This is a genomic window from Mesorhizobium sp. B2-1-3A (genome assembly GCF_006442655.1).
GTDB lineage: Bacteria > Pseudomonadota > Alphaproteobacteria > Rhizobiales > Rhizobiaceae > Mesorhizobium.
Genome location: NZ_VFWK01000013.1, coordinates 19,878 through 40,099 on the forward strand (window position 1 = coordinate 19,878; position 20,222 = coordinate 40,099).

10 protein-coding genes and 4 pseudogenes are annotated in these 20,222 nt (G+C 61.1%); 3 read left to right on the forward strand and 11 right to left on the reverse strand.

Annotated features, from left to right (window positions below; all coding sequences use genetic code 11):
* The first annotated feature begins 715 nt into the window (after positions 1-715).
* Positions 716-2,248 (forward strand): glycogen synthase GlgA, encoded by a 1,533-nt coding sequence (gene glgA / locus FJ977_RS34755; RefSeq protein WP_140777175.1) that lies wholly within the window; start codon positions 716-718, stop codon positions 2,246-2,248.
* Between the two features lie 285 nt (positions 2,249-2,533).
* Here the strand turns inward: glgA and FJ977_RS34760 are convergent.
* The 5 genes and pseudogenes from FJ977_RS34760 to FJ977_RS36740 form a co-directional block, all read right to left on the reverse strand.
* Positions 2,534-3,233, reverse strand: a pseudogene (locus tag FJ977_RS34760) (SDR family oxidoreductase).
* A gap of 87 nt (positions 3,234-3,320) precedes the next feature.
* A pseudogene (locus FJ977_RS36840) lies at positions 3,321-3,630 on the reverse strand (Ti-type conjugative transfer relaxase TraA); the annotation flags it as partial.
* Between the two features lie 512 nt (positions 3,631-4,142).
* Positions 4,143-4,793: a M20/M25/M40 family metallo-hydrolase gene (locus FJ977_RS34765; RefSeq protein WP_348643259.1), complete on the reverse strand. Its 651-nt coding sequence runs from the start codon at positions 4,791-4,793 to the stop codon at positions 4,143-4,145.
* Positions 4,745-4,957, reverse strand: coding sequence for a hypothetical protein (locus FJ977_RS36735; RefSeq protein ID WP_348643260.1), 213 nt, complete (start codon positions 4,955-4,957; stop codon positions 4,745-4,747). The genes FJ977_RS34765 and FJ977_RS36735 overlap by 49 nt, the downstream gene beginning before the upstream one ends.
* Positions 4,911-5,012 (reverse strand): hypothetical protein, encoded by a 102-nt coding sequence (locus tag FJ977_RS36740; protein WP_348643261.1) that lies wholly within the window; start codon positions 5,010-5,012, stop codon positions 4,911-4,913. Before FJ977_RS36740 ends, FJ977_RS36735 begins: the two co-directional genes overlap by 47 nt.
* Before the next feature lie 888 nt (positions 5,013-5,900).
* On the opposite strand from FJ977_RS36740, the gene FJ977_RS34770 reads away from it, so the two are divergent.
* Positions 5,901-6,116, forward strand: a complete 216-nt coding sequence (locus FJ977_RS34770; RefSeq protein ID WP_140777177.1) for a hypothetical protein — start codon at positions 5,901-5,903, stop codon at positions 6,114-6,116.
* Positions 6,117-6,880: 764 nt separating this feature from the next.
* Positions 6,881-7,462, forward strand: a pseudogene (gene istB, locus FJ977_RS34775) (IS21-like element helper ATPase IstB); the annotation flags it as partial.
* A 131-nt stretch (positions 7,463-7,593) separates the two neighbouring features.
* Here the strand turns inward: istB and FJ977_RS36845 are convergent.
* The 6 genes and pseudogenes from FJ977_RS36845 to glgB form a co-directional block, all read right to left on the reverse strand.
* A pseudogene (locus FJ977_RS36845) lies at positions 7,594-8,720 on the reverse strand (cation:proton antiporter).
* Positions 8,721-9,605: 885 nt separating this feature from the next.
* The gene (treY, locus tag FJ977_RS34785) at positions 9,606-12,242 is read right to left on the reverse strand and encodes a malto-oligosyltrehalose synthase (RefSeq protein WP_140777179.1); all 2,637 of its coding nucleotides are present in this window, start codon (positions 12,240-12,242) and stop codon (positions 9,606-9,608) included.
* The gene (malQ, locus tag FJ977_RS34790; RefSeq protein ID WP_140777181.1) at positions 12,239-14,116 is read right to left on the reverse strand and encodes a 4-alpha-glucanotransferase; all 1,878 of its coding nucleotides are present in this window, start codon (positions 14,114-14,116) and stop codon (positions 12,239-12,241) included. Before malQ ends, treY begins: the two co-directional genes overlap by 4 nt.
* Positions 14,113-15,966 carry a malto-oligosyltrehalose trehalohydrolase gene (gene treZ, locus FJ977_RS34795; protein WP_140777183.1) on the reverse strand — a complete coding sequence of 618 codons (1,854 nt, stop codon included), beginning with the start codon at positions 15,964-15,966 and terminating at the stop codon, positions 14,113-14,115. Before treZ ends, malQ begins: the two co-directional genes overlap by 4 nt.
* Entirely contained in the window at positions 15,963-18,047 is a 2,085-nt protein-coding gene (glgX, locus tag FJ977_RS34800; RefSeq protein ID WP_140777185.1) for a glycogen debranching protein GlgX, read from the reverse strand. Before glgX ends, treZ begins: the two co-directional genes overlap by 4 nt.
* A complete protein-coding gene (gene glgB / locus FJ977_RS34805) occupies positions 18,037-20,217 on the reverse strand; it encodes a 1,4-alpha-glucan branching protein GlgB (protein ID WP_140777212.1) in 2,181 nt (726 codons plus the stop codon). The genes glgX and glgB overlap by 11 nt, the downstream gene beginning before the upstream one ends.
* Between the last annotated feature and the right edge of the window lie 5 nt (positions 20,218-20,222).

The window sequence follows — 20,222 nt, forward strand, 5'->3', positions numbered from 1 at the left end:
GCCGAATCTCGACATTCATCTCACCCTGGGACGAGGCATTGCCTGCATGTCCTGAAACTGCGTCCAGATCGGTTGGACACTTGGCTAACGGCGGGGCTAGCAGCGGGCTAGCGGCGGGGACCTTTCCTGGCGGAGCCAGCCGTGCTAGCAGCTGTGCTTCCGTCGCCGGTTCCGATGCTTCCGATCATCGCGCCGGGAATATTGGAAGGAATGGTGCCGCTGGCTGCAGGTCCGTGGCAATACCGGTCTCGCTGCCGGCCGCCATGCCGTCGCCCTTCTGCTGGTTGTCTTCGGCTTTGATTTCCCGGACTGCCTGCTCCCAATGATCGTCATGCCTGCCGTCGGGTTGCCCCGCTTCATCCCATAGCCGATAGGCCCGGGCACGGATCCTCTAGTCTGTGTCCGCGTCGCGCCCGGACGGTGCGTTCTCGTCAGCCATTCTTGTCTCCTTCTTAGCAGACACAGAACCTCGGTCGCCCAACCAAGTTCCCTCGGCAAATTTCGAATTCTGTCGCGCGCCGCGCCTTCGCCGCGCCCGCAAGGGCGCGCCTGACGGCACCGGAATTCCTCAGATGCCGGGCTGCAAAAAAACCAGCAGGCTCATGCGCCGAGCCCGCGTGACAAAGTCTTGGCCAGGCAGGGAACAAGGAGGCTGGGCGGACGTTCGGGCGAGCACGAAGCAGGCGGACCGTCGCTCGCACACCGGAGGAATTACATGAAGCCGCTTCCCCGTTCCCTGCAGCGCCGGTCGAAACAGCAGGGAAAGCGGAAACCGGGTTCGTTCGGCCTCCTCGACGACATCCTGCCCAAAGTGCTGTTCGTGACCTCGGAGTTTACCGACTTCGTCAAGACGGGTGGTTTGGGAGACGTCTCGGCAGCGCTGCCGCGCGCCTTGCGGCAGACCACAGACGTACGGGTGCTCTTGCCGGGGTACCAGCAGGTCACCCGCGGCCGTCAATTCACAATCGTCGCACGTATCCCTGCAGCGGCGGGGCTCCCCGGCTGTGAGATCGGCAAATGCGAGCTGAGCGACGGGCTGATCGTCTATGCGCTGCTTTGTCCCGAGCTCTATGACCGCGAGGGAAGCCCTTATGGCGATAGCCAGGGAATTGACTGGTTCGACAACGACATCCGTTTCGCAAGGCTCGCACTGGCGGCGGCCGAAATCGCGGCGGGCACTGTTGCCGGCTTCGATTGGCGGCCCGACCTTCTGCACGCCAATGACTGGACCGCGGCCCTGGCGCCGGCCTACCTGGCCTGGAACAACAGGCCGGTGCCCTCCATTCTCACGATCCACAATCTGGCCTATCAGGGCTTGTTCGGTCCCGAACGCATGCCCGACCTCGCCTTTCCCGACCATGCGTTCCAGATCGACGGCGCGGAGTTCCATGGCCGCATCTCTTTCCTGAAGGCCGGCATATACTACGCATCTCACGTGACCACAGTGAGTTCGACCTATGCCCGCGAGATCACCACGCCGGAATTGGGATGCGGCCTCGACGGGCTGCTGCGCGTGCGGGCGGATCAGGGACGACTGTCGGGTGTGTTGAACGGCATCGATGAAAGCTGGGAGCCGCGCACCGACCCGTCCCTGGCGCACCCATTCGACGAGCACGATCTGAGCGGGCGGCAGCGCAACACGGCCGAAGCCCGGGACCTCTTCCAGCTGCGGGTTTCGCGCGGGCCGTTGTTCGCCATCATCTCGCGGCTGGTGCATCAGAAGGGCATCGACCTGGTGATCGAGGCGGCGGACAGGCTGGTCGAGCAAGGCGGACAGATCGCGGTGATCGGACAAGGCGACGGCAAGTTCGAATCCGCCCTGTACGAACTGTCGCAACGCCATCCCGGAGACGTTGCGGTGCGCGTCGGGTTCGACGAGGGCGAAGCGCGCCAGCTTTACGCCGGAAGCGATTTCCTGCTGATGCCGTCGCGTTTCGAGCCGTGCGGCCTGAGCCAGATGTATGCCCAGCGCTACGGCTCCCTGCCGGTCGCCCATCAGACGGGCGGGCTCGCCGACACGATCGAGGACGGGGTCAACGGCTTGCTGTTTCGCGAGCCCTCGCCGGAGGGACTGATGGAGGGCGTCGCACGGGCGCTGGACGTCTACGACTCGATGCCTCGGCTGAACCGGATGAGACGCGCGGCAATGCGGCGGCCGGCTGACTGGAGACATTCCGCCCGCGCCTATGGAAGGCTCTACCAACACCACTTCGGCAATCTTGGGAGCCGAGCTGCCGACGAGGCGTGAGGTCAGCCGCCGACCGATACGCACGTTCGGGGCGGGCCGCCACTGACCGGCAGTCGCGCCCATACGACGCTTACTGTGCCTGCTGCGATCCTCCCGGGACGATCAGGGCGCCTTGATCTGGCTTCGAATACTCGAATCCGATGAAGAATACCGTCACGATGACGGCACAGATCACGACGACCAGTGCTACCCGGGAGAAAGGCGTCCGTGGCCTTTGATCCTGCAGCATTTCAGCCCGCTCGAAGCGAGGCTGGCTGCAGGCGGTGTCCAGGTTGCGTCTCCGGATCACATGGGATTGCCACCGGTTGCGGGGATGACCGCACCGGTCATGTAGCTTCCCTCCCGCGAGGCAAGCAGGACATAGGCGCCGGCCAGTTCGGCGGGATTGCCCGGCCTGCCGAGCGGCGTTTTCTTCCCGAACTGCTCCACCTTTTCCGGGGCATCGTCGACGGATCAGCGGCGTCCAGACCAGCCCGGGCGCGACGGCATTCACCCGGATTCCCCGCTCCGCGACCATCTGGGCGAGGCCGATGGTGAAATTCGCGATGGCGCCCTTGGTGGTCGCATAGGCAAGCAGCTGCGGCGACGGCTTGGCGGCCTGGATGGCAGCGGTGTTGATGATGCTGGCGCCCTCCTTCATGTGCGGTATGGCCGCCTTGGTGCGGAACGTCAGGTCCCACTCCTCCGAGCTGAGCTCCTCGATGCTGTCGATCGTGGCCTGGTGGGCGGCGTTGTTGACCAGTATGTCAAGCCGGCCGAACTCCGCGACGGCGCGGTCGACGATCGCCTTGCAATGGGCTTCCTCGGAGACGTCGCCCGGCATGAGCACCGCCTTGCGGCCGGCCTTCTCGGCCCAACGCGCGGTGTCGCGCGGGTCGTCGTCTTCATTGAGGTACGCGATGAGAACATCCGCGCCTTCCCGCGCAAAGGCGATCGCGACGGCGCGGCCGATGCCCGAATCCCCACCGGTGATGATCGTCGCCATGCCGTCGAGCTTTCCGCTCCCGCGATAGCTTTCCTCGCCATGGTCGGGCCGAAGTCGGGAGTTCGGATGTGCGGCGGCTCGAAGAGCGCGTTTGCGGTTTGCCAGTAGCGATTCAAGCTGTGGATCGCGTTCAAGACTCTTGGCCATGTCGGACATTGCCGTGCGCGTTGACTTGTAGCCCGACATGTCGCCAGTCCGATATTGCTCCTGTCCCATACGGTCGAGCTTTTGCCAGCGTTCGACGAAACGATCGGCGCGGCGGCCTGCAGAGCAAGCACGATACGGTTGACGCGGCCGGCGCCCGCTTCGCGGACCAGCTAGGGATTTTCACAAAGGCCGCTTCGGTATCGCGCCAGCCATGCGGCCGCACCTTCTCGAAAGCGCTACGGGCGGACTGTCCGGTGGCAGGGCGAAACTTCCTGGAGCAGCCATCGCAAACAAGCTCAGAGTTGGCTGGTATGATCGTTGCTGTGGCAAGATCTGAACGCTGAAGACCTCGGCCATGTGCGGTTGAACACAGCAGCCGAAAAAGCCCCCCGCAGATACCGGCCGCGCCTCAAAAGCAGGGTTTCTGGAGCGGCGGCGAAAGGAGAGCCACCATTCACACAAGACGTACAGAGGTGCAATCGTGCCAAGCAACTCCGACCGCACGTCATCTATTTTTGCGGAGGTCGCGGAAGCCTTCGTGAACTCCCGCAGGCGGGCCTCCGTCGTGTCGACCCGGGATGCGATCACCATGATCAGGAACTGTGCGTTTTGCGAGCACACTGATTTAGAGTTCGCCGAGTGGCGGCAATAGCAGTCAGGCAGGGCCGAGCAGTCGCGTTCGATCTCGATCGGACATCATTCGCGCAGCATGGTGGGCTGCCGATGCCTGCCTCGGGTGGCCGAACCGCGAGACCCATGGCCCTATGGGGTGAAATCCGTGTCGGGTCGCACATCGCGGCAAAACGCGCACACCAGTTCGATGGTCGCTTCGACGTCGGCGAGACACAAAACCTCGGATGGGGTGTGCATATAGCGTAGAGGAACGGACAGGAGCCCCGTGGCCGCACCTCCGCGGTTGGTTTGCAGGAGACGGGCGTCGGTTGGGCTTTTGTCTCCGTAGGCCTGTATCTGATAAGGATCCGCGGCTCCTTTAAGAAGGTTGAACACAACCGGGTTGGTGTTTGGGCCCTGCGAAATCGCTGGGCCTTTGCCGAGATCCAGTTGACCTTGATCCTCAGGCCTGGCGAGCGGATAATCCACCGCCACTCCCATGTCCACGGCAACGGCCACATGCGGTGCGAGATTGAAGGCTGCTGTCTGGGCCCCCCTGGAGCCTATTTCCTCCTGAACGGTCCCCAAGACGTAAACGCCCACATCGGGATGCAGACCGCCCTCCCCTTTGAGCCGCCTGACGATTTCGGCGCCGATGAAGAGCCCGGCCTTGTTGTCGAAAGCGCGTGCCATCGCGCGATCACCTTGGAGAATTGTGAAGCTTGCATTTAGGGTCACCGGGCTCCCAATGTTCACCCTTTTTCCGCCTCTTGCCGCGACGTGGCACCAATATCGATCCACAGGTCCTTCAAGCTGGGCGTCTGGCTGCTGTCGGACAATTTGAACGTCTGTATGGCCTTGCGGCCGATCACGCCCGCAACGCGCTCCGCACCGTGAACCCAAACTCTTTGGCCGATTTCAGTGGACGTCGGTGCCACCGATCGTGTTGAAAAATAGAAAGCCATTCTCGTCAATGTAATGAACAATGAAGCCAACTTCATCCATGTGCCCAGCGTACATGACGCGAAAGCCGGCTTCCAGATTCAGGATGCGCTCACATTGCCCAGCACATCGGTCGTCACCCTGTCTGTAAACTCGGAGACACAGTCCCGATAGAGCTTGGCGACGGGCTGTGCGAAGCCGCTTGGGGAAAGCGTAGCAATGAGCGCCTCCAGATAGCAAAGAGATTGGTCGCGCACGATTTCCTCCGGTTGCTGGAACGAAAATGTTGTCTGCCTGATCCACGCCCGGTCGGCAGCGTACGTTGAGAATACCGAAGGCCCGTCACCGGCCTGAGTCAGTGACGGGCCCCTGCTGTGCTTGGCTCATCAAGGGATCGTCTTCACCAAGCGCCATCCGAACTTCGGTTCCGAACAGATGTTCCGTGCATCTTGCAACGGACTTAGCGCAGCTGCGACCGAACAGGGTGGACGATTTCTTCGGCACCGGCCGGCTTGCTCACGAGGATCCCAGCCGAGAAAGCATCGCGCCGATCAACCGCGTGCGAACCTGTTGGACGACGAATGGCACGCTCCTCAACGCGGGCCTTCGCAACCTCGACGCATTCCCATCTTCAAGGGCGACGTCCAGAACGGCTGCGGATGGGGTGCGGGCGCGAAGAAAGCGTTCCGCATCAGAACAGGACGCTGCTAAAGCGACGCCATAGCCGGTCATCCTCCGGTTGCCGGTCATAGGCGGACGTCTACTCGGCACCGCCTGAAGCGCCGGCGTCGGCCTGTCTAAACTGTTTCATCGCATCTCAACCGATGGGCTAGATGCTTGCCTTTGTCTTGGCAAGAGGTTGCGAAACCTCCTGCCTCGCCGGGCACCACTTGGGTGGGCGGTTGCGGGTGGCGAAGCCACGGTGCCAATAACTGGAACCTTTCCCTGTTTCGCCGATTGCTTTGCATGTCCCAAACCGCAGAAGTTACCCCGCCCATCGTGTCGGAGGATTGTCCTGACCGTAATGTGAACTGCTTGGTCGCCTTGGAGGCCGCTTTCGCGGCCTTGGTATCGTCCGCAATTTCTAAAGGATGGTCGGCGACGGAAACCGCAGAAACGCTGCTCGCCATTGCCACCGAGCATGCGGAGCAGGTTAAAGCGGAAACGGCATCCGGCACCTAGGGAACGTTCCCTCGTCCTTCAGGTTAGAACCGCGAAGGAGAGAAATGATGTTCCATTCACAGAGCATTTGGAGCCTCACCATTTTGGGGCCTTTTATACTAGCCGCAATCCTCATCTACGCGCTCCTTAAGCGTAGACGGTCTTCGCTCCCCGAGAAGGTGCGTCAGGACCAGGCTGTTGCCGACCTCTACAATGACCCCGACGAACGCTCGTCGCCTGCCGGTGAGGTTCGGGCGGAAGAGGCTGAGGTACGCGCTCCGCAGAAATAGCGCGCCCTACACTGCGCCCTAATGAGAGTGGGCGGAGTGGGGTGCGAAGCACGGGGGCGATAAGGCCGAGGCATCAAAACGGATCGACGCGCTTAAGGAAAAGCTGAAGCTGTAATATGCGCGCGCCGGGGTTTGCCTTTTGCGAAGGCTGCAGAACAGGAGGACGCGGATGTCAAAGTATGACGGGTGGCGCAAATTCTTGACCACCTTGGGCACCCCAGAAGTTGTCGTCACGTTTCAACAATTGGATAAGATGGCTCCGCTGCCTAAAACAGCCCAGACCGAGCTCGAGTGGTGGGCAAATGAGGGTCCCGGCGGGGACCGGTCACCCCAAGCACAGGCGTGGTCGGATGCAGGCTACAGCGGTTTCCGTACATCGCGTACCGCTGCGATATAGGGAGCCGGGGAGGGCACGCCCCGATATGACGTCCAAAGCCGTGACCTTTGTGAAGTCGGGCTAACCCGCACGTTGCCGAGTGTTCCCGACCGACCAGTTTTGACTTCGCCAGCAGCTAGGTAAACGAGGCACTGGTGCGGCAACTTCATCGTTGCGAGTTCGTCGACGAAGCCAACAACATCGTGCTCGTCGGCGGCCCTGGAACAGGCAAAACCCATATTGCGACCGCTCTCGGCGTGCAGGCCATCGAGCATCATCACAAACGGGTTCTCTTCTTCTCGACTGTCGAGTTGGTCAATGCGCTGGAACAGGAGAAGGCACAGGGAAGGTCCGGCCAGATCGCCAATCGCCTCGTGCATTCTGATCTCGTCGTCCTGGACGAACTTGGCTATCTGCCGTTCAGTGCATCAGGTGGAGCATTGCTCTTCCATCTGCTGAGCAAGCTATACGAACGCACAAGCGTCATTATCACCACCAACCTCAGCTTCAGCGAATGGGCCAGCGTCTTCGGCGATGCCAAGATGACAACCGCGCTACTCGACCGGCTGACCCATCATTGCCACATCCTGGAAACCGGAAACGATAGCTTCCGATTCAAAAACAGCTCCGCACACGAGCCCAAAAAAGCGAAGGAGAAAGCCAGAACCTTGACCGTAAACCCCGAACCGAAACATACATGACAGGCGGGTCACTTCTCGGTGGAAATGCCGGGTCACTTCTCAGTGGAAATCAACACCCTAGTGTTGCTGCGCGCTTTTGGACGGCGGCGGGCTGTACAGGACCTTGCGAGAGGTATTTGTTGCGCGACCTCTCATTCACGAATTGTCAGCCCCATTCGCCGGATGAGCCAAGGCATCGTGAGGCCCTGGACGAAGATCGAAAACGCCACGACGGCAAATGCCGTGACGATGATTTCCCCGCGCTCGGGGATCCCATGCGGCAGCGCGAGGGCCAGCGCCAGTGCGAGCGAGCCTCGCAGTCCTCCCCAGACCAGAATATGCTGGTACTTGACGTCGACCTGGAGTGAGGTCCCGCTGAGCAGGGCACAGAGCGGGTAGATAGCCAGCGCCCGGCCAAGGAGCACGAGCACGACAGCAATCAGCGAGCTTGCGGAAAAGATCCCCGATGGCTGGTGAGCTTCATGGCCGCCGATCAGAATGAACACAATCGAGTTCGCCAGGAACGCCGCGTAGGTCCAAAAGGCGAGCACGTGGCTTCGTGCATTGGCGGAGATCGCGCCCTTCCAGCCGACGTTTCCGACCAGCAGGCCGGCGGTCAGCGTCGCCAGTACACCCGACATGCCGAGTTTCTCACCGGCGAGGAAGGAGCCGTAGGCAGCAATCGTCGTCAATGTGATCTCGACCAAGTGATCTTCAGTTCGCCCCGCGATCAGAAGAAGCAACGCTGCCACAGCCGCGCCCACGGCCACACCGCCCGCTACCGTCCAGCCAAATGACGACGCTATGGCTAACGGGGTTGCGCTGGCGCCAGCAGCCACAGAGATGAGAATTGCAAAACCCACCGCGGCTGCCCGTCGTTGAGCAGGCTTTCGGACTCAACCAGCAGACTGAGGCGGGCTTGCACTTTCATCTCCTTGAAGGCCGCCAGCACCGATACCGGATCTGTGGCGGCGATCAACACACCGAACAGGCTTGCCCCAATCCAACTCCAGCCAAGCAGCAGATGCATGCCCCCAGCCACGGCCGCAGCTGCGATCGCAACCCCTGGAAAAGCGAGCAGTGCTGTCACGGGAAGATCTAATCTGAAGCGGCGCCACTCGATCTCCAGCGCTGCCTGAAAGATCAGCGGCGGCAGGAACACGGTAAAAATCAGATCACGGCTGAGAGGGAGCTCGGCGACGCCCGGCAGGAAACTCAGTGCAATGCCCGCTACAACCAAGCCGACACTGTAAGACAGCCGCAGGCGCCTCGAAATCATGGCGACCAGCGAGGCCGTAAGCAGGATGATTCCTAAGGTGGGGATAGACAACTCTTCCACAGTGCCTCCGAGTGAAGTGCAGGAGCTTAACCGCGCTCGCCAGCTCTCAATTGCGGCCCAGCTGACCTTTGGGAGCGACGAACCAGACCCAATGCACCGCTAACAGCGGTCCTTACAGACTCGCAACTTTATCTTTCCCCGGCCTGCTCACGCCTACCGACTTGCCAAAGTAGTGTGCAACGCCACTTACACCATGATGCGACCTTCGACGATGTTGCTGATCCTGCTTGCGACAATTGCTATGGCGGTAAGCGCTCGCCCTTGGAGCTTCACCGACACGGCGGGCTGGTATCTGATGGGACCCGATTGGCAGTCACAGAATGCTGCTCGATCTTGACGTCGTACGGGTGCTCAGATGCCAGGTGCTGCTCAATTGCAATCACTCTGCTCTCATTGCCAGCCCGCCTCAACGGCGGGCGATCTCTCGATGCGCTTTCCACACCGCTTATGCAACGACTGCGCCGACGACGCGTTGATCCCGAAATCGCGGAGACGCCAATGGCAACCGACAAAAGCAAGCCTGATTTTAGTGAACAGATCCCGGGTCTCTGCTGACGATGAACGCGAGATTGAAATTCGCGCGACAAAACGGCGTCACCCAACTTCGCGCCAAACGTTCGATTAGCCGATGGCGGTTCGGGGTGGCGTCGCGTGGTCATCATTTGGCTATCCACATGAAACCGACGAACGGGCAGTGGAGGGCGGCACTCCGTGGGCGGCCTGGTGACGGTCGATCCTACATGCCCTGCGCGACGGAGCGGGTAAAAGTGTCGCCCCGCTCCCAGGCGTGGGCGAGAATACACCAATGAAGCTGAGGCCGAAGTTCTAAACGAGGATAGCCAACGGAAACCGCTCCAGGACCGAAGCGGCCGAAAGTGCCCCCGTCCACACAGACCCGGTGAGCAGGTCTTTCAGGTTGGTATGAGCTAAGCCGGGGGGTCGGCAAATTTCCGTATCTCCCCAGAAGGCTGCATCCGCGAACCGACCATTCTTGCACACTGAAAACATGAGCCTGGGCACGATTACGATCACGGTCTGCTCTCCCAGGTTGCGTGCAAAAGCGAAGAGATGCTCGCTTCGCTGGCCCGTCACTTGGACAGGCATATAGGAGCCGCGGGCAAACAAGTCCTGATGGCTGGAGCGGAACGTCAGCGCCCTTTTGATCAGTGCCTGCTTGCTTGCCTCAACGCCGTTCCCCTCAAGCGGGCCGGGCGAAGGTTCAGACAGCTGACTGTCGAGCGCCGAGAAGTCGACGGAACGTCGGTTGTCCGGATCCACAAGGCTCAGGTCCCAGGTCTCGGCGCCTTGGTAAAAGTCGGGTATCCCCGGGACCGTCATTTTGACCAGCGTTTGTGCGAGGCTGTTAAGAACGCCAGCTCGTATGAACGGTCGCACCGTCGCGGCAAAGTCGCTCAGGAAGCCCGTGTTTTCGGGTGCCAGCAGCCTGGTGGCGTACTGCTTGACCGCACTCTCGTAGGCCTCGTTGACACTCGCCCAGTCCGTACGCAACTTCGCCTCTCGGAGGGCTTTTTCGACATAGCCCACAAAGCGTCTCGAGAGTTCTTCGAGCTCGCGAGAGCTCAAGCGCTCATCGCCGATTGGCCAAATTCCAGCCAGAGATTGATACAAAAGCCACTCCGTGTCGGGCTCTGGCGCCGGACCATCCGCCAGGTGTTTGACCTCCCCGGCGTGCATGCTGCGCCATCGCGCAATGGCCTGCGCCCAGACTTCCGGCGCTTCGCTCAGCGCGTAAAGTCGCGCACGCGCGTCCTCGCCGCGCTTGGTGTCGTGAGTTGCGGTGGCAAGCAATCCATCTGGCGGGAATTGCCGCGGCATCGAGAACCGGCTGTGTACCTCATCGAGCGAAGCGCCGACACAAGCGGGGTCGCACCCGACCTCGTTCACCGCGATCAGTTTGTTGCAGCGATAGAATACGGTGTCTTCGACCGCCTTTGCGGTGACCGGCCCGGTCAGTTGTTGGAAGCGTCTCCTGAACGTGGCGGCTGTAGCCAGGGCAGATCCCGGCACAGCTCCCATCAACAGGCGCTCGATAAACTCGAGAGCAGCAGCAACGTCCTGGCCGCCCGCGCGCCGGGCGTCGGCCAACACCCGCGTCAGCATTTGCCGATCACGCCCAGGCAACCCCTCGTCGGTGCCATAGGTCCGGTAGACCGGAAAGGCTGCGATGAGTTCGATGAGCGCCGCCCGGATTGCTTCTGCGCCAGGCGCGGCCGCAGCCGCACTTTGCGCCACGGACACCAGCGCCGTCAGTTCGGTCAGGAAATTGTCAGCAATCATCTGCCGTTTCGCGGCACGCATTTCCTGCGGAAGATCGCGCCTGCCGGAATGCAGGTCGTAGAATTTGTCGAGCCGAGCCAAACCCCCGCAGTCAATTGAAATGTCGGCCATGCTGGCGATGAACTCGTAACCCGTGGTGCCGGCAACCGGCCAGTCGGCCGGCAAGGTTTCATCCCTGGCGAGAATTTTTTCGACCACAAAAAGCATGTCGGGCCCTCCCTCGAGGCGAAGGCGGGCCAGATAGGCTGCGGGGTCGGCAAGCCCATCGACATGGTCGATACGCAGCCCGTCCACCAAACCCGATTTGACGAGCTCGAGCGTGAGGCGGTGAACATCGTCGAAAATGCGCGGCTCTTCCACCCTGACGCCGACCAGTCCGGTGACCTCGAAGAACCGCCGATAGCTGAGGTGCCTGCGAGCATCCTTCCAGAAAACAAGCCGCCACGGCTGCAAGCCATGGACGGCATCCAGAACGTGAACATCCCTGGACAGGTTTTTAAGCTCCTGTTCGAGCTCGCTCGCCTGCTCCGTTTCAGCTAACGATCGGTAAATTTCCTCGTGGAAGGCTGCACTCTGCTCGGCCGATGCCTTGCCGGCGATTGCCATCATTTGCGTTGCGAGGTCACTCTTCAGACCTGACAGGACCATCCCATAGCTTGATGGCGTAAGCGGCAGCAGGTTGTCGAAATAGGCAAGCGACAGTGCACCGCGCCGCCGATCGAGTTGAAAGGACAGCTCGCCCGCTGCCAGCACATCCTCATAAGCTCGGCCCAGGACAGGCAGCGTCAGCCGCTCCCGCCAATCTATGTCGAAATGTCGGTGGTAGGGGCTCTGCCCGCCCCACTCGACCACATCTCTCCACCAGGCATTTTCAAGTGAGGCCGCCATGTGGTTAGGGACGATGTCCAGCAAAAGCCCCATTCCCGCTCCTTTTAATGCGGCAATAAGGCGTTCCAATCCCGGCCTCCCCCCAAGGGCCGGCTCGATCTCATTGTGATCGGTCACATCGTAGCCGTGAGTCGAATTCGGTGCTGCCGTGAATACAGGCGAGGCATAAAGGTGGCTGATGCCGAGCCGCTGCAGATACGGCACCAGTTTGACCGCGCGATCGAAGTCCATGCCGTTTCGAAACTGCAGACGGTAGGTCGCGTGAGGTGTCTTCATACTGGTCTCGGTCTTTCGGCGGCCATGGCGTCGGTGATGGCGCGGAAGAGTTCCGTCGAGGCAAGATCTTCCAGAGACACGGACGATTTGATCCGCCAGTTGGGGTAACTGTCGACAGTGCCGGGCAAATTGGTCTGTCGACTCTCGCCTGTAAGATCACTGAGTCGAGCGCTGGCGAGCACGCTAGGCGTACCCGCGATGAAGCGGTGGGCCGCAACCGCAAAAGCTGGGGGAAACGAAGACGGCTCGCTAGAGCCACACTGCCCAGGGGAAAGCTCTCCTTGCCGCAGCAAGCCGTTTTCTTGGAAGGTGGCAATCAGTTCACTTCGATCCCACGCCCTCTCCTCGCGCTGCGCCGCGGCAGCTTGCTGTCCTATCAGTTCATGCTTCAGCCGCAGCTCGATATCATCGCCACGCCACCATCCCCCCAACGCGGGCATGTCATGCGTGGATAAGCAAGCCAATGCCAGCCTGGGATAGTCGCCCGAGCTGACAAAGGCGGAACCCGCTTTTTCGAAGTAGAGGATGCGGTATGACAATATCCTGGCCGCACGCATGACGTCCCTGAAACCGTGTGGCACGGTCCCGAGATCTTCGCCGATCACAATGGTGCGAAACAGCAACGACTGCTCCGCCAGGATCGCCAGAAGCTGCGCCAGCGGGTAGCGGACATAGGCTCCCTCTGCCGTTGGGCTGCCTTCGGGTACGAAGAAAAGCTGCCAAAGGGACATCGCATGGTCAATGCGCAAAGCACCGGCATTTCGCATCAAAGCCTTATTGGTCCGCCTGAAGGCGTCATATCCGGAGCGCTCGAGCGCGATCGGCGATAGCGGCGCAAGCCCCCAGTCCTGGCCGGTGGCGCTGAACATATCGGGTGGCGCACCGATGCTCATCCCGGCAACCGAAATCTCCGGATCGGTCCAATTGCCCGACCCGTCGCGAACCTCGCCCACCGCGAAGTCGAGGTAGATGCCGATCCTCATGCCGGCGCGTCGGGCAATCGAGGCGCATTGGGCAAGCTGCGCGTCGGCAATCCACTGTAGCCAAGCATGGAAGGAGACTTCGTCACGGTTCTCGCGAGCGAAGCGACGCACCGAAGCACTCTCAGGGTGATGAAACTCCCGCGGCCACCCGTTCCACCCGCTGCCGTGGTTGGCAGCGACCATGCTAACGCTGAGCGCTTCGAAAACGGCGTGGCCATGCAGCGACGCGCCATGACGATCGCGAAACTCGACAAAATCCTGCTGCGAAAAAGGCGGGAGCCCAGGTTGCGTGGCTTTCCATCGCCGCCATAGATCATGCAGGACCCTGATCTTCAGCTCTGCAACGCGGACGTAGTCGACCTCAGGCAGTTCCCGAAGAGAAGCCGTCGCGCCTGCATCTTCGTCTTGAGGAGAATATCCCGGAACCTGGTCGACCGCTATGTAGAGGGGATTCAGGAACAGGCGATTGGACGGTGAGAACGGACTGCATCGGGCGGGGTCTGAAACAAACAGTGCGTGTAGCGGATTGGTCCCGACAAAGTCGGCACCCGCAGCTGCCGCGATCTGGCACATAAGCGCGAGGTCGGCGAAGTCGCCAATGCCCCAGTTGCGGCGCGAGCGAAGTTCGTACAGCTGGACGGATATTCCCCACGCACGACCCTGCTCCAGCCAGGAGGGCAAATAGCACTTTGCATCTTCGGCTGGGCGCAGGACGGGTGGTTCGCGACCCTGTGATCGGCTCAACGAGGCGGCAATCGCCTCCTGTGAGCTTGCGTCAACGCCGAGTGCCGCCAGGATTTTGGATATCGAACCGGACGTCTCGGCTCTTTGCCTGTCATGAGCATCGACCCCGTACCGTCGCGCCAGTTCATCCAGACCAGCGGGCATCATGAACTGGCGCCTTTCCCGCGCGAGGTCCGCGCGACAACGATCGAAAAAGAAGGCAGTGAGCCTTGCGCAAGCAATTCGGCCGCACCGCTGGGTTCGTCGAACACAACAACGTGTCCCGCGGCCGGCAACGGACGGTCCTCCGCTGAAAGATTGGCGCGAAGCGACAGGGTTTCAGTCCCGAAAGACCAATCGACCGCGATTGCACCCTCATTTGTGGCAAGGATCTCTCCTGTGCCGACATTCCCGGTCAGCAGCGGCACGATCGCGCTGTGGCGCAGCGACAGAAGCTGGCGTGTAAACTCAAGCCACCCCGCCCCTGACCCGAGCACCTTATCCCAGTCCAGCCTGGAGCTTTCAAATGTAGACGCCTCGTTCGGATCTGGAATTTGCTCGCCGCCGCTGCCCCTGAAGGCTCCAAATTTCGCGAACTCGCGGCGTCGCCCTTCGCGCACTGCGTCGGCCAGCGGGCCCTGGTAGTCCGTGAAGAAAAGGAATGGATTGGTCTCGCCCCACTCCTCGCCCATGAACATAAGCGGGATATGCGGCGATAGCAGAAGCATCGCGCCAAGGACTTTGCGCATCCTCTCGACACTTAGCACCGAAAGCCGCTCCCCCATTGCCCGGTTGCCGATCTGATCGTGGTTTTGCAGGAAATCGATAAAGGCTGTGGTAGGTTGATGACCGCTTGGCACGCCACGGAGCTGGCCGTCCGTATGCTTTGAAGGCTCACCTTGGTAGGCAAATCCTTCGGCAAGCACCCGACCAAGGTGGCGCACCGGCTGATCCGCGAAGTCCTCGTAATAACCGTCGGTTTCGCCCGTCGCTACAACATGGGCGGCGTTGTGGAAGTCGTCGTTCCACTCGCCGGTGAAGTTCAAGACCCTGCGGCGCCCGTCCCGCTCATGCAGATAGACCACGTTCCTGTTGTCTTCCGTGGTCAGGTGGATTTCGCGTTCTGGATATTCCTCCCGGATCCGTTGCGCGATCTCGAGCAGTATCTCCGTTGCTGAGTTCGGATCCTTGATCTGGTCGATGGCATCGAAGCGAAGACCATCGAGGTGGAATTCCTCAAGCCAGTAGAGCGCATTCTCGGTGAAGAACTGCCTGACCGGTGCCTTCTCATAGGCAATGGCAGCTCCCCATGGAGTGTGGCGCGATGGATCGAAGAAATCCGGGGCCAACAAAGGCAGGTAGTTACCCTCAGGTCCGAAGTGATTGTAGACGACGTCGAGGAACACCATCAGTCCGTGGCCGTGAGCTGCGTCGATGAAGGCCTTCATGGCATCGGGAGAGCCGTAAGCCGGGTGCGGCGCGTAGAGAAGCACCCCGTCATACCCCCACCCGCGCCGACCGGCAAAATGCGCAACCGGCATGATCTCGATGGCGGTGATGCCAAGATCAACGAGGTGTTGCAGGCGTGTCGCCGCCGCGGCAAAGGTCCCCTGCGGGGTGAAGGTGCCGACATGCAGTTCGTATATGACAGCGCTTTCCCAAGCCCGCGCGGCCCAGTCGGCGTCGCTCCAGCTGTAGCTCGTCGGGTCAATCACCAGAGATGGGCCGTGAACATCGCTAGCCTGGGCTCGAGAGGCCGGATCGGGGACACGGCGCCCATCCGGCAGAACAAAGCAATAAGCCGCTCCAACCGGCACTCCGGTCGCCAGGAGCTCGAACCAGCCTTCCGCATCCCGTGACATCGGGGTTTCGACATCGTCCAGCCTGAGCATGAGCGTGTCGGCCCCCGGCGCCCACACGCGGAACCTCACCTCGCCGGCACGTACAAACTCCGAGCCCCAGGCCTTCGGAAAGGCGCGCGCTTCGACTGTGTCCAGCGATGACTGGCGAATGCTCATGACCGGCTCTCCAACAAGCCGAGGCTGCGCGCGCCCAACAGATAGGTGTCCTGTTGCGCAGCTTCGACACCCCGCTCGCTTGCGATTCCTACCCCGGTGTCGACCAAGACCGTCCAGGCTTCCGCCAGGCTCTCGGCGAGACGGAACTGTACGTCCTGGTGATGAGCGTTCAACAAGACCATCAACTGCTCCTTGCTGCCGCGCAGGAGCATCCCTACGCAACGCGTGTCAGGCTGTTGCCAGTCGGCCGTCGTAATTTCCTCCCCGTCGGGACGCAGCCATTTGACGTAGAGGAGGTCTGTGGCGCGAGCGGCGTCGGCATGCAGATAATAGGGCTGACGTAGCAATGGTCTGGAACGCCGGATCCGGATAAGCGCGGCGAGATACTCCTTGAAAGCACCATCGCGATCGCCAATCCCGCTCCACCGAAACCAGTTCATCTCGTTGTCCTGGCAATAGGAATTGTTGTTGCCGGACTGGCTGCGCCCGATTTCGTCGCCCATCAGGATCATTGGCGTGCCTTGTGACACAAGCAGCGTCGCCGCCAGGCTGCGGCGCATCCGGTCGCGCAGGTCGAGCACCCCGGCGTCCTCGGTTGGACCCTCGACGCCGCAGTTCCAGCTCAGATTGTTGGAATGGCCGTCGCGATTTTCCTCACCATTGGCTTCATTGTGTTTCTCGTTGAAACTGACGACATCGGCGAGCGTGAAGCCATCGTGTGCCGTGACGAAGTTGACCGTTGCCCATGGTCGTCTTCCACGTTTGTCAAAGCGATCCGATGAGCCCAGCAGTTTGCTTGCCAGATCAGGCAGGCGGCTTTCGTCGCCCTTCCAAAAGGCTCGGTTCGTGTCGCGGTAGCTGTCGTTCCACTCCGCCCAGCCGGGCGGGAAATTGCCGACCTGATAACCGTCGGGGCCTGTGTCCCACGGTTCCGCAATTAGCTTCACTCTCTGCAGCACAGGGTCTTGGCGAACCGCTTCGAAGAAGACCGCATGGTGGTCAAAAGTTGAACGGTCACGCCCGAGCGTGCTTGCCAGATCAAACCGGAAGCCGTCGACATGGCAGTCGTCTGCCCAGTAGCGCAGTGAGTCCATCACCATTTGCAGAACGCGCGAATGGCGCAAGTTCACGTTGTTGCCGCATCCGGTCGTATCGAAATAGTAGCGAGGGTCATCGCCGAGCACGTAGTAGCTGGCGTTGTCGATGCCGCGGAACGACAACGTCGGCCCCATGTGGTTACCCTCGGCCGTGTGATTATAGACGACATCCATGATGACCTCGATGCCTGCCTCATGCAGGCGGCGGACCAGCAGCTTGAATTCGTGAATGTCGCTACCGGGCGAAATGTAGCGGGCCGCTGGAGCGAAAAAGCCGATCGTGTTGTAACCCCAGTAGTTGGTGAGGCCACGTTGGATGAGGTGCCGGTCGTCGAAGAAGGATTGGATCGGCATCAGTTCGACTGCGGTGATACCCAGTTTGACGAGATGATCGACCACACGCGGATCGGCCAGTCCTGCGAACGTGCCCCGCAGCTGTGGCGGAAGACGCTCATCCAATGCCGTCATGCCCTTCACGTGGGCCTCGTAAATCACGGTTTGCGCCCACCCCGTGCAAGGCTGCCGGTCCGCTCCCCAGGTCACCGCGGGATCGACCACGACGCATTTGGGCATCACGAAGGCAGAGTCCCGGCGGTCAAAGGACAGGTCCTCGCGGTTGCTGCCCACCCGGTATCCGAAGGCCGAGTCGTGCCAACGCATGTCGCCGTTCAGTTGCAAGGCGTATGGGTCGAGCAGCAGCTTGTTGGGGTTGAAGCGGTGACCTGCTTGCGGTTCATAGGGTCCATGAACCCTGTAGCCGTAGAACTGTCCTGGCCGCACGTCGGGAAAGTATCCGTGCCAGACCTCGTCCGTGTATTCAGGCAAGGCGATGCGCTCTAGTTCGCGCCGGCCGCTGCGGTCGAACAGGCAGAGTTCGACCCGGGTGGCATTGGCCGAAAACAGGGCAAAGTTAACGCCCGAACCATCCCAATGGGCGCCAAGTGGGTAGGGCATGCCAGACAAAACACGCGAGTCAGTTTTCATGGTTCCTGGGTTCTGGCTCTAGATAGACTGTTGCAAGGGGCGGCAGGGTCAACGACAATGAGAACGGCTGGTTGTGCCAGCTTCCTGGCGAGGCATCGGCAACCCCTGTCACAACGCCCGAGCCGCCATAGGTTCCCGCATCGCTGTTGATTATCTCGCGCCAGCGCCCGCCCATCGGCACCCCCACCGTGTAGCCTTGGCGCACCACCGGCGTCATGTTGGAAACCACCAGAACCACTTCGTTCGCGGCTTTGCGGATGAAGGAATAGACGCTGTTCTCGGTGTCGTCGGCCTCTATCCATTCAAAGCCGGCGGGATCGGTGTCGCGTTCATGCAGCGCCGCAAGCGAACGGTAGACGCCGTTCAGATCACGGACCAGTCGTTGCACACCCGCGTGCAACGGATCATCGAGCAGGTGCCAGTCCAGCGACCGATCGTGGTTCCACTCGCGTTCCTGGCCAAACTCGCCACCCATGAAGAGCAGTTTCTTGCCCGGGTGTCCCCACATGAAGCCGAAATAGGCGCGCAAATTGGCGAACTTCTGCCAACGGTCGCCGGGCATCTTGCCGAGCAGCGAACCCTTTCCGTGGACCACCTCGTCATGCGACAGCGGCAGCACGAAGTTTTCGGACCAGGCGTATACCAGCCCGAAGGTCATCTTGTGGTGGTGATATTTGCGGTAGAGTGGGTCGAGGCTCATATAGGCCAGCGTGTCGTGCATCCAGCCCATGTTCCATTTGTAGGCGAAGCCCAGGCCGCCCTGCTCAGTCGGCGCGCTGACATGCGGCCAGGCCGTCGATTCTTCAGCGATGGTGACGGCACCGTTTTGACCTTCGCCGATCAGAGCATTGACCTCACGCAGGAATGAGACGGCATCGAGGTTCTCGTTGCCCCCGTAGCGGTTGGGCAGCCACTCGCCTGGCTTTCGGCTGTAGTCGAGGTAAAGCATCGAGGCCACCGCATCGACGCGCAGGGCGTCGACATGAAGATGCTCGATCCAGTACAGGGCGCTTGCCTTGAGGAAGTTCGCCACCTCAAGCCGCCCAAAATTGTAGATCAGCGTGTTCCAGTCATGGTGGAAGCCGAGGCGGGGATCCTCGTGCTCGTAAAGCGCGGTTCCGTCGAAACGGACCAGACCGTGGGCGTCAGACGGAAAATGCGCCGGGACCCAGTCGACGATCACCCCAATGCCGGCGCCATGAAGGCGGTCGACCAGCGACGCGAACCCTTCTGGCGGGCCGAAGCGGCGGGTGGGAGCAAACAGGCCGATAGGCTGGTAACCCCATGAGCCGGAGAAGGGATGTTCGGTCACCGGCATCAGTTCGACATGAGTGAAGCCCATGTCGAGCACGTAAGTGACCAGGGATTGCGCAAGGGCGTCATAGTCCAGGATTTCTCCGCCCAAGCCCCGACGCCAGCTCCCCAGATGTACCTCGTAGATAGATATCGGAGCGGAGCGCGACTGTCTGGCCGATCGCACGGACAGCCAGTCTTGGTCGTCCCATTGGTGGCGGACCGGTCCACGCACGATCGAGGCGGTTTCCGGGGGTGCCTGCTGGGCAAATGACAGCGGGTCCGCCTTTAGCGGGAGCACCTCGCCATGAACACCCACGATCTCGTATTTGTATAGTTCACCGCGTTTGAGACCGGGGAGGAAAAGTTCCCACAAACCGACGCCGATGCGCTTGCGCATAGGGTGCCGGCGTCCGTCCCAGGCATTGAACTCGCCCACCACGCTGACCCGCCTGGCGTTAGGCGCCCAAACACAGAAAACCACGCCCTCGACACCCTCATGTTGGATGGGCTGAGCTCCAAGCTTGTGATAGAGTTCGAGATGCCGCCCTTCGGCGACCAGATAGTCATCAAGCTCGCCCAGTACCGGCGGGAAACTGTAAGGATCGTCTATCTCCCAAGATTGAGCTCCAGCCGACAGCCTCAGCCTGTAGGAGAATGGGTCGGTTCGGTTCGGCACGACACCGGAAAAGAACCCCTCCGGATGCACCCGTTCCAGGGCAGCCACTGCGGCCCCGGTTTGGTCGATCACAGTTACCTCGGCCGCCGGAGGGATAAACGCGTTCACACGCACCGGGCCTGCGCCCTTCGCGTGCATGCCAAGAACGGCAAAGGGGTTGCCGTGCCTGCCGCGCACGATGGCTTCGATGTCCGACATGGAGG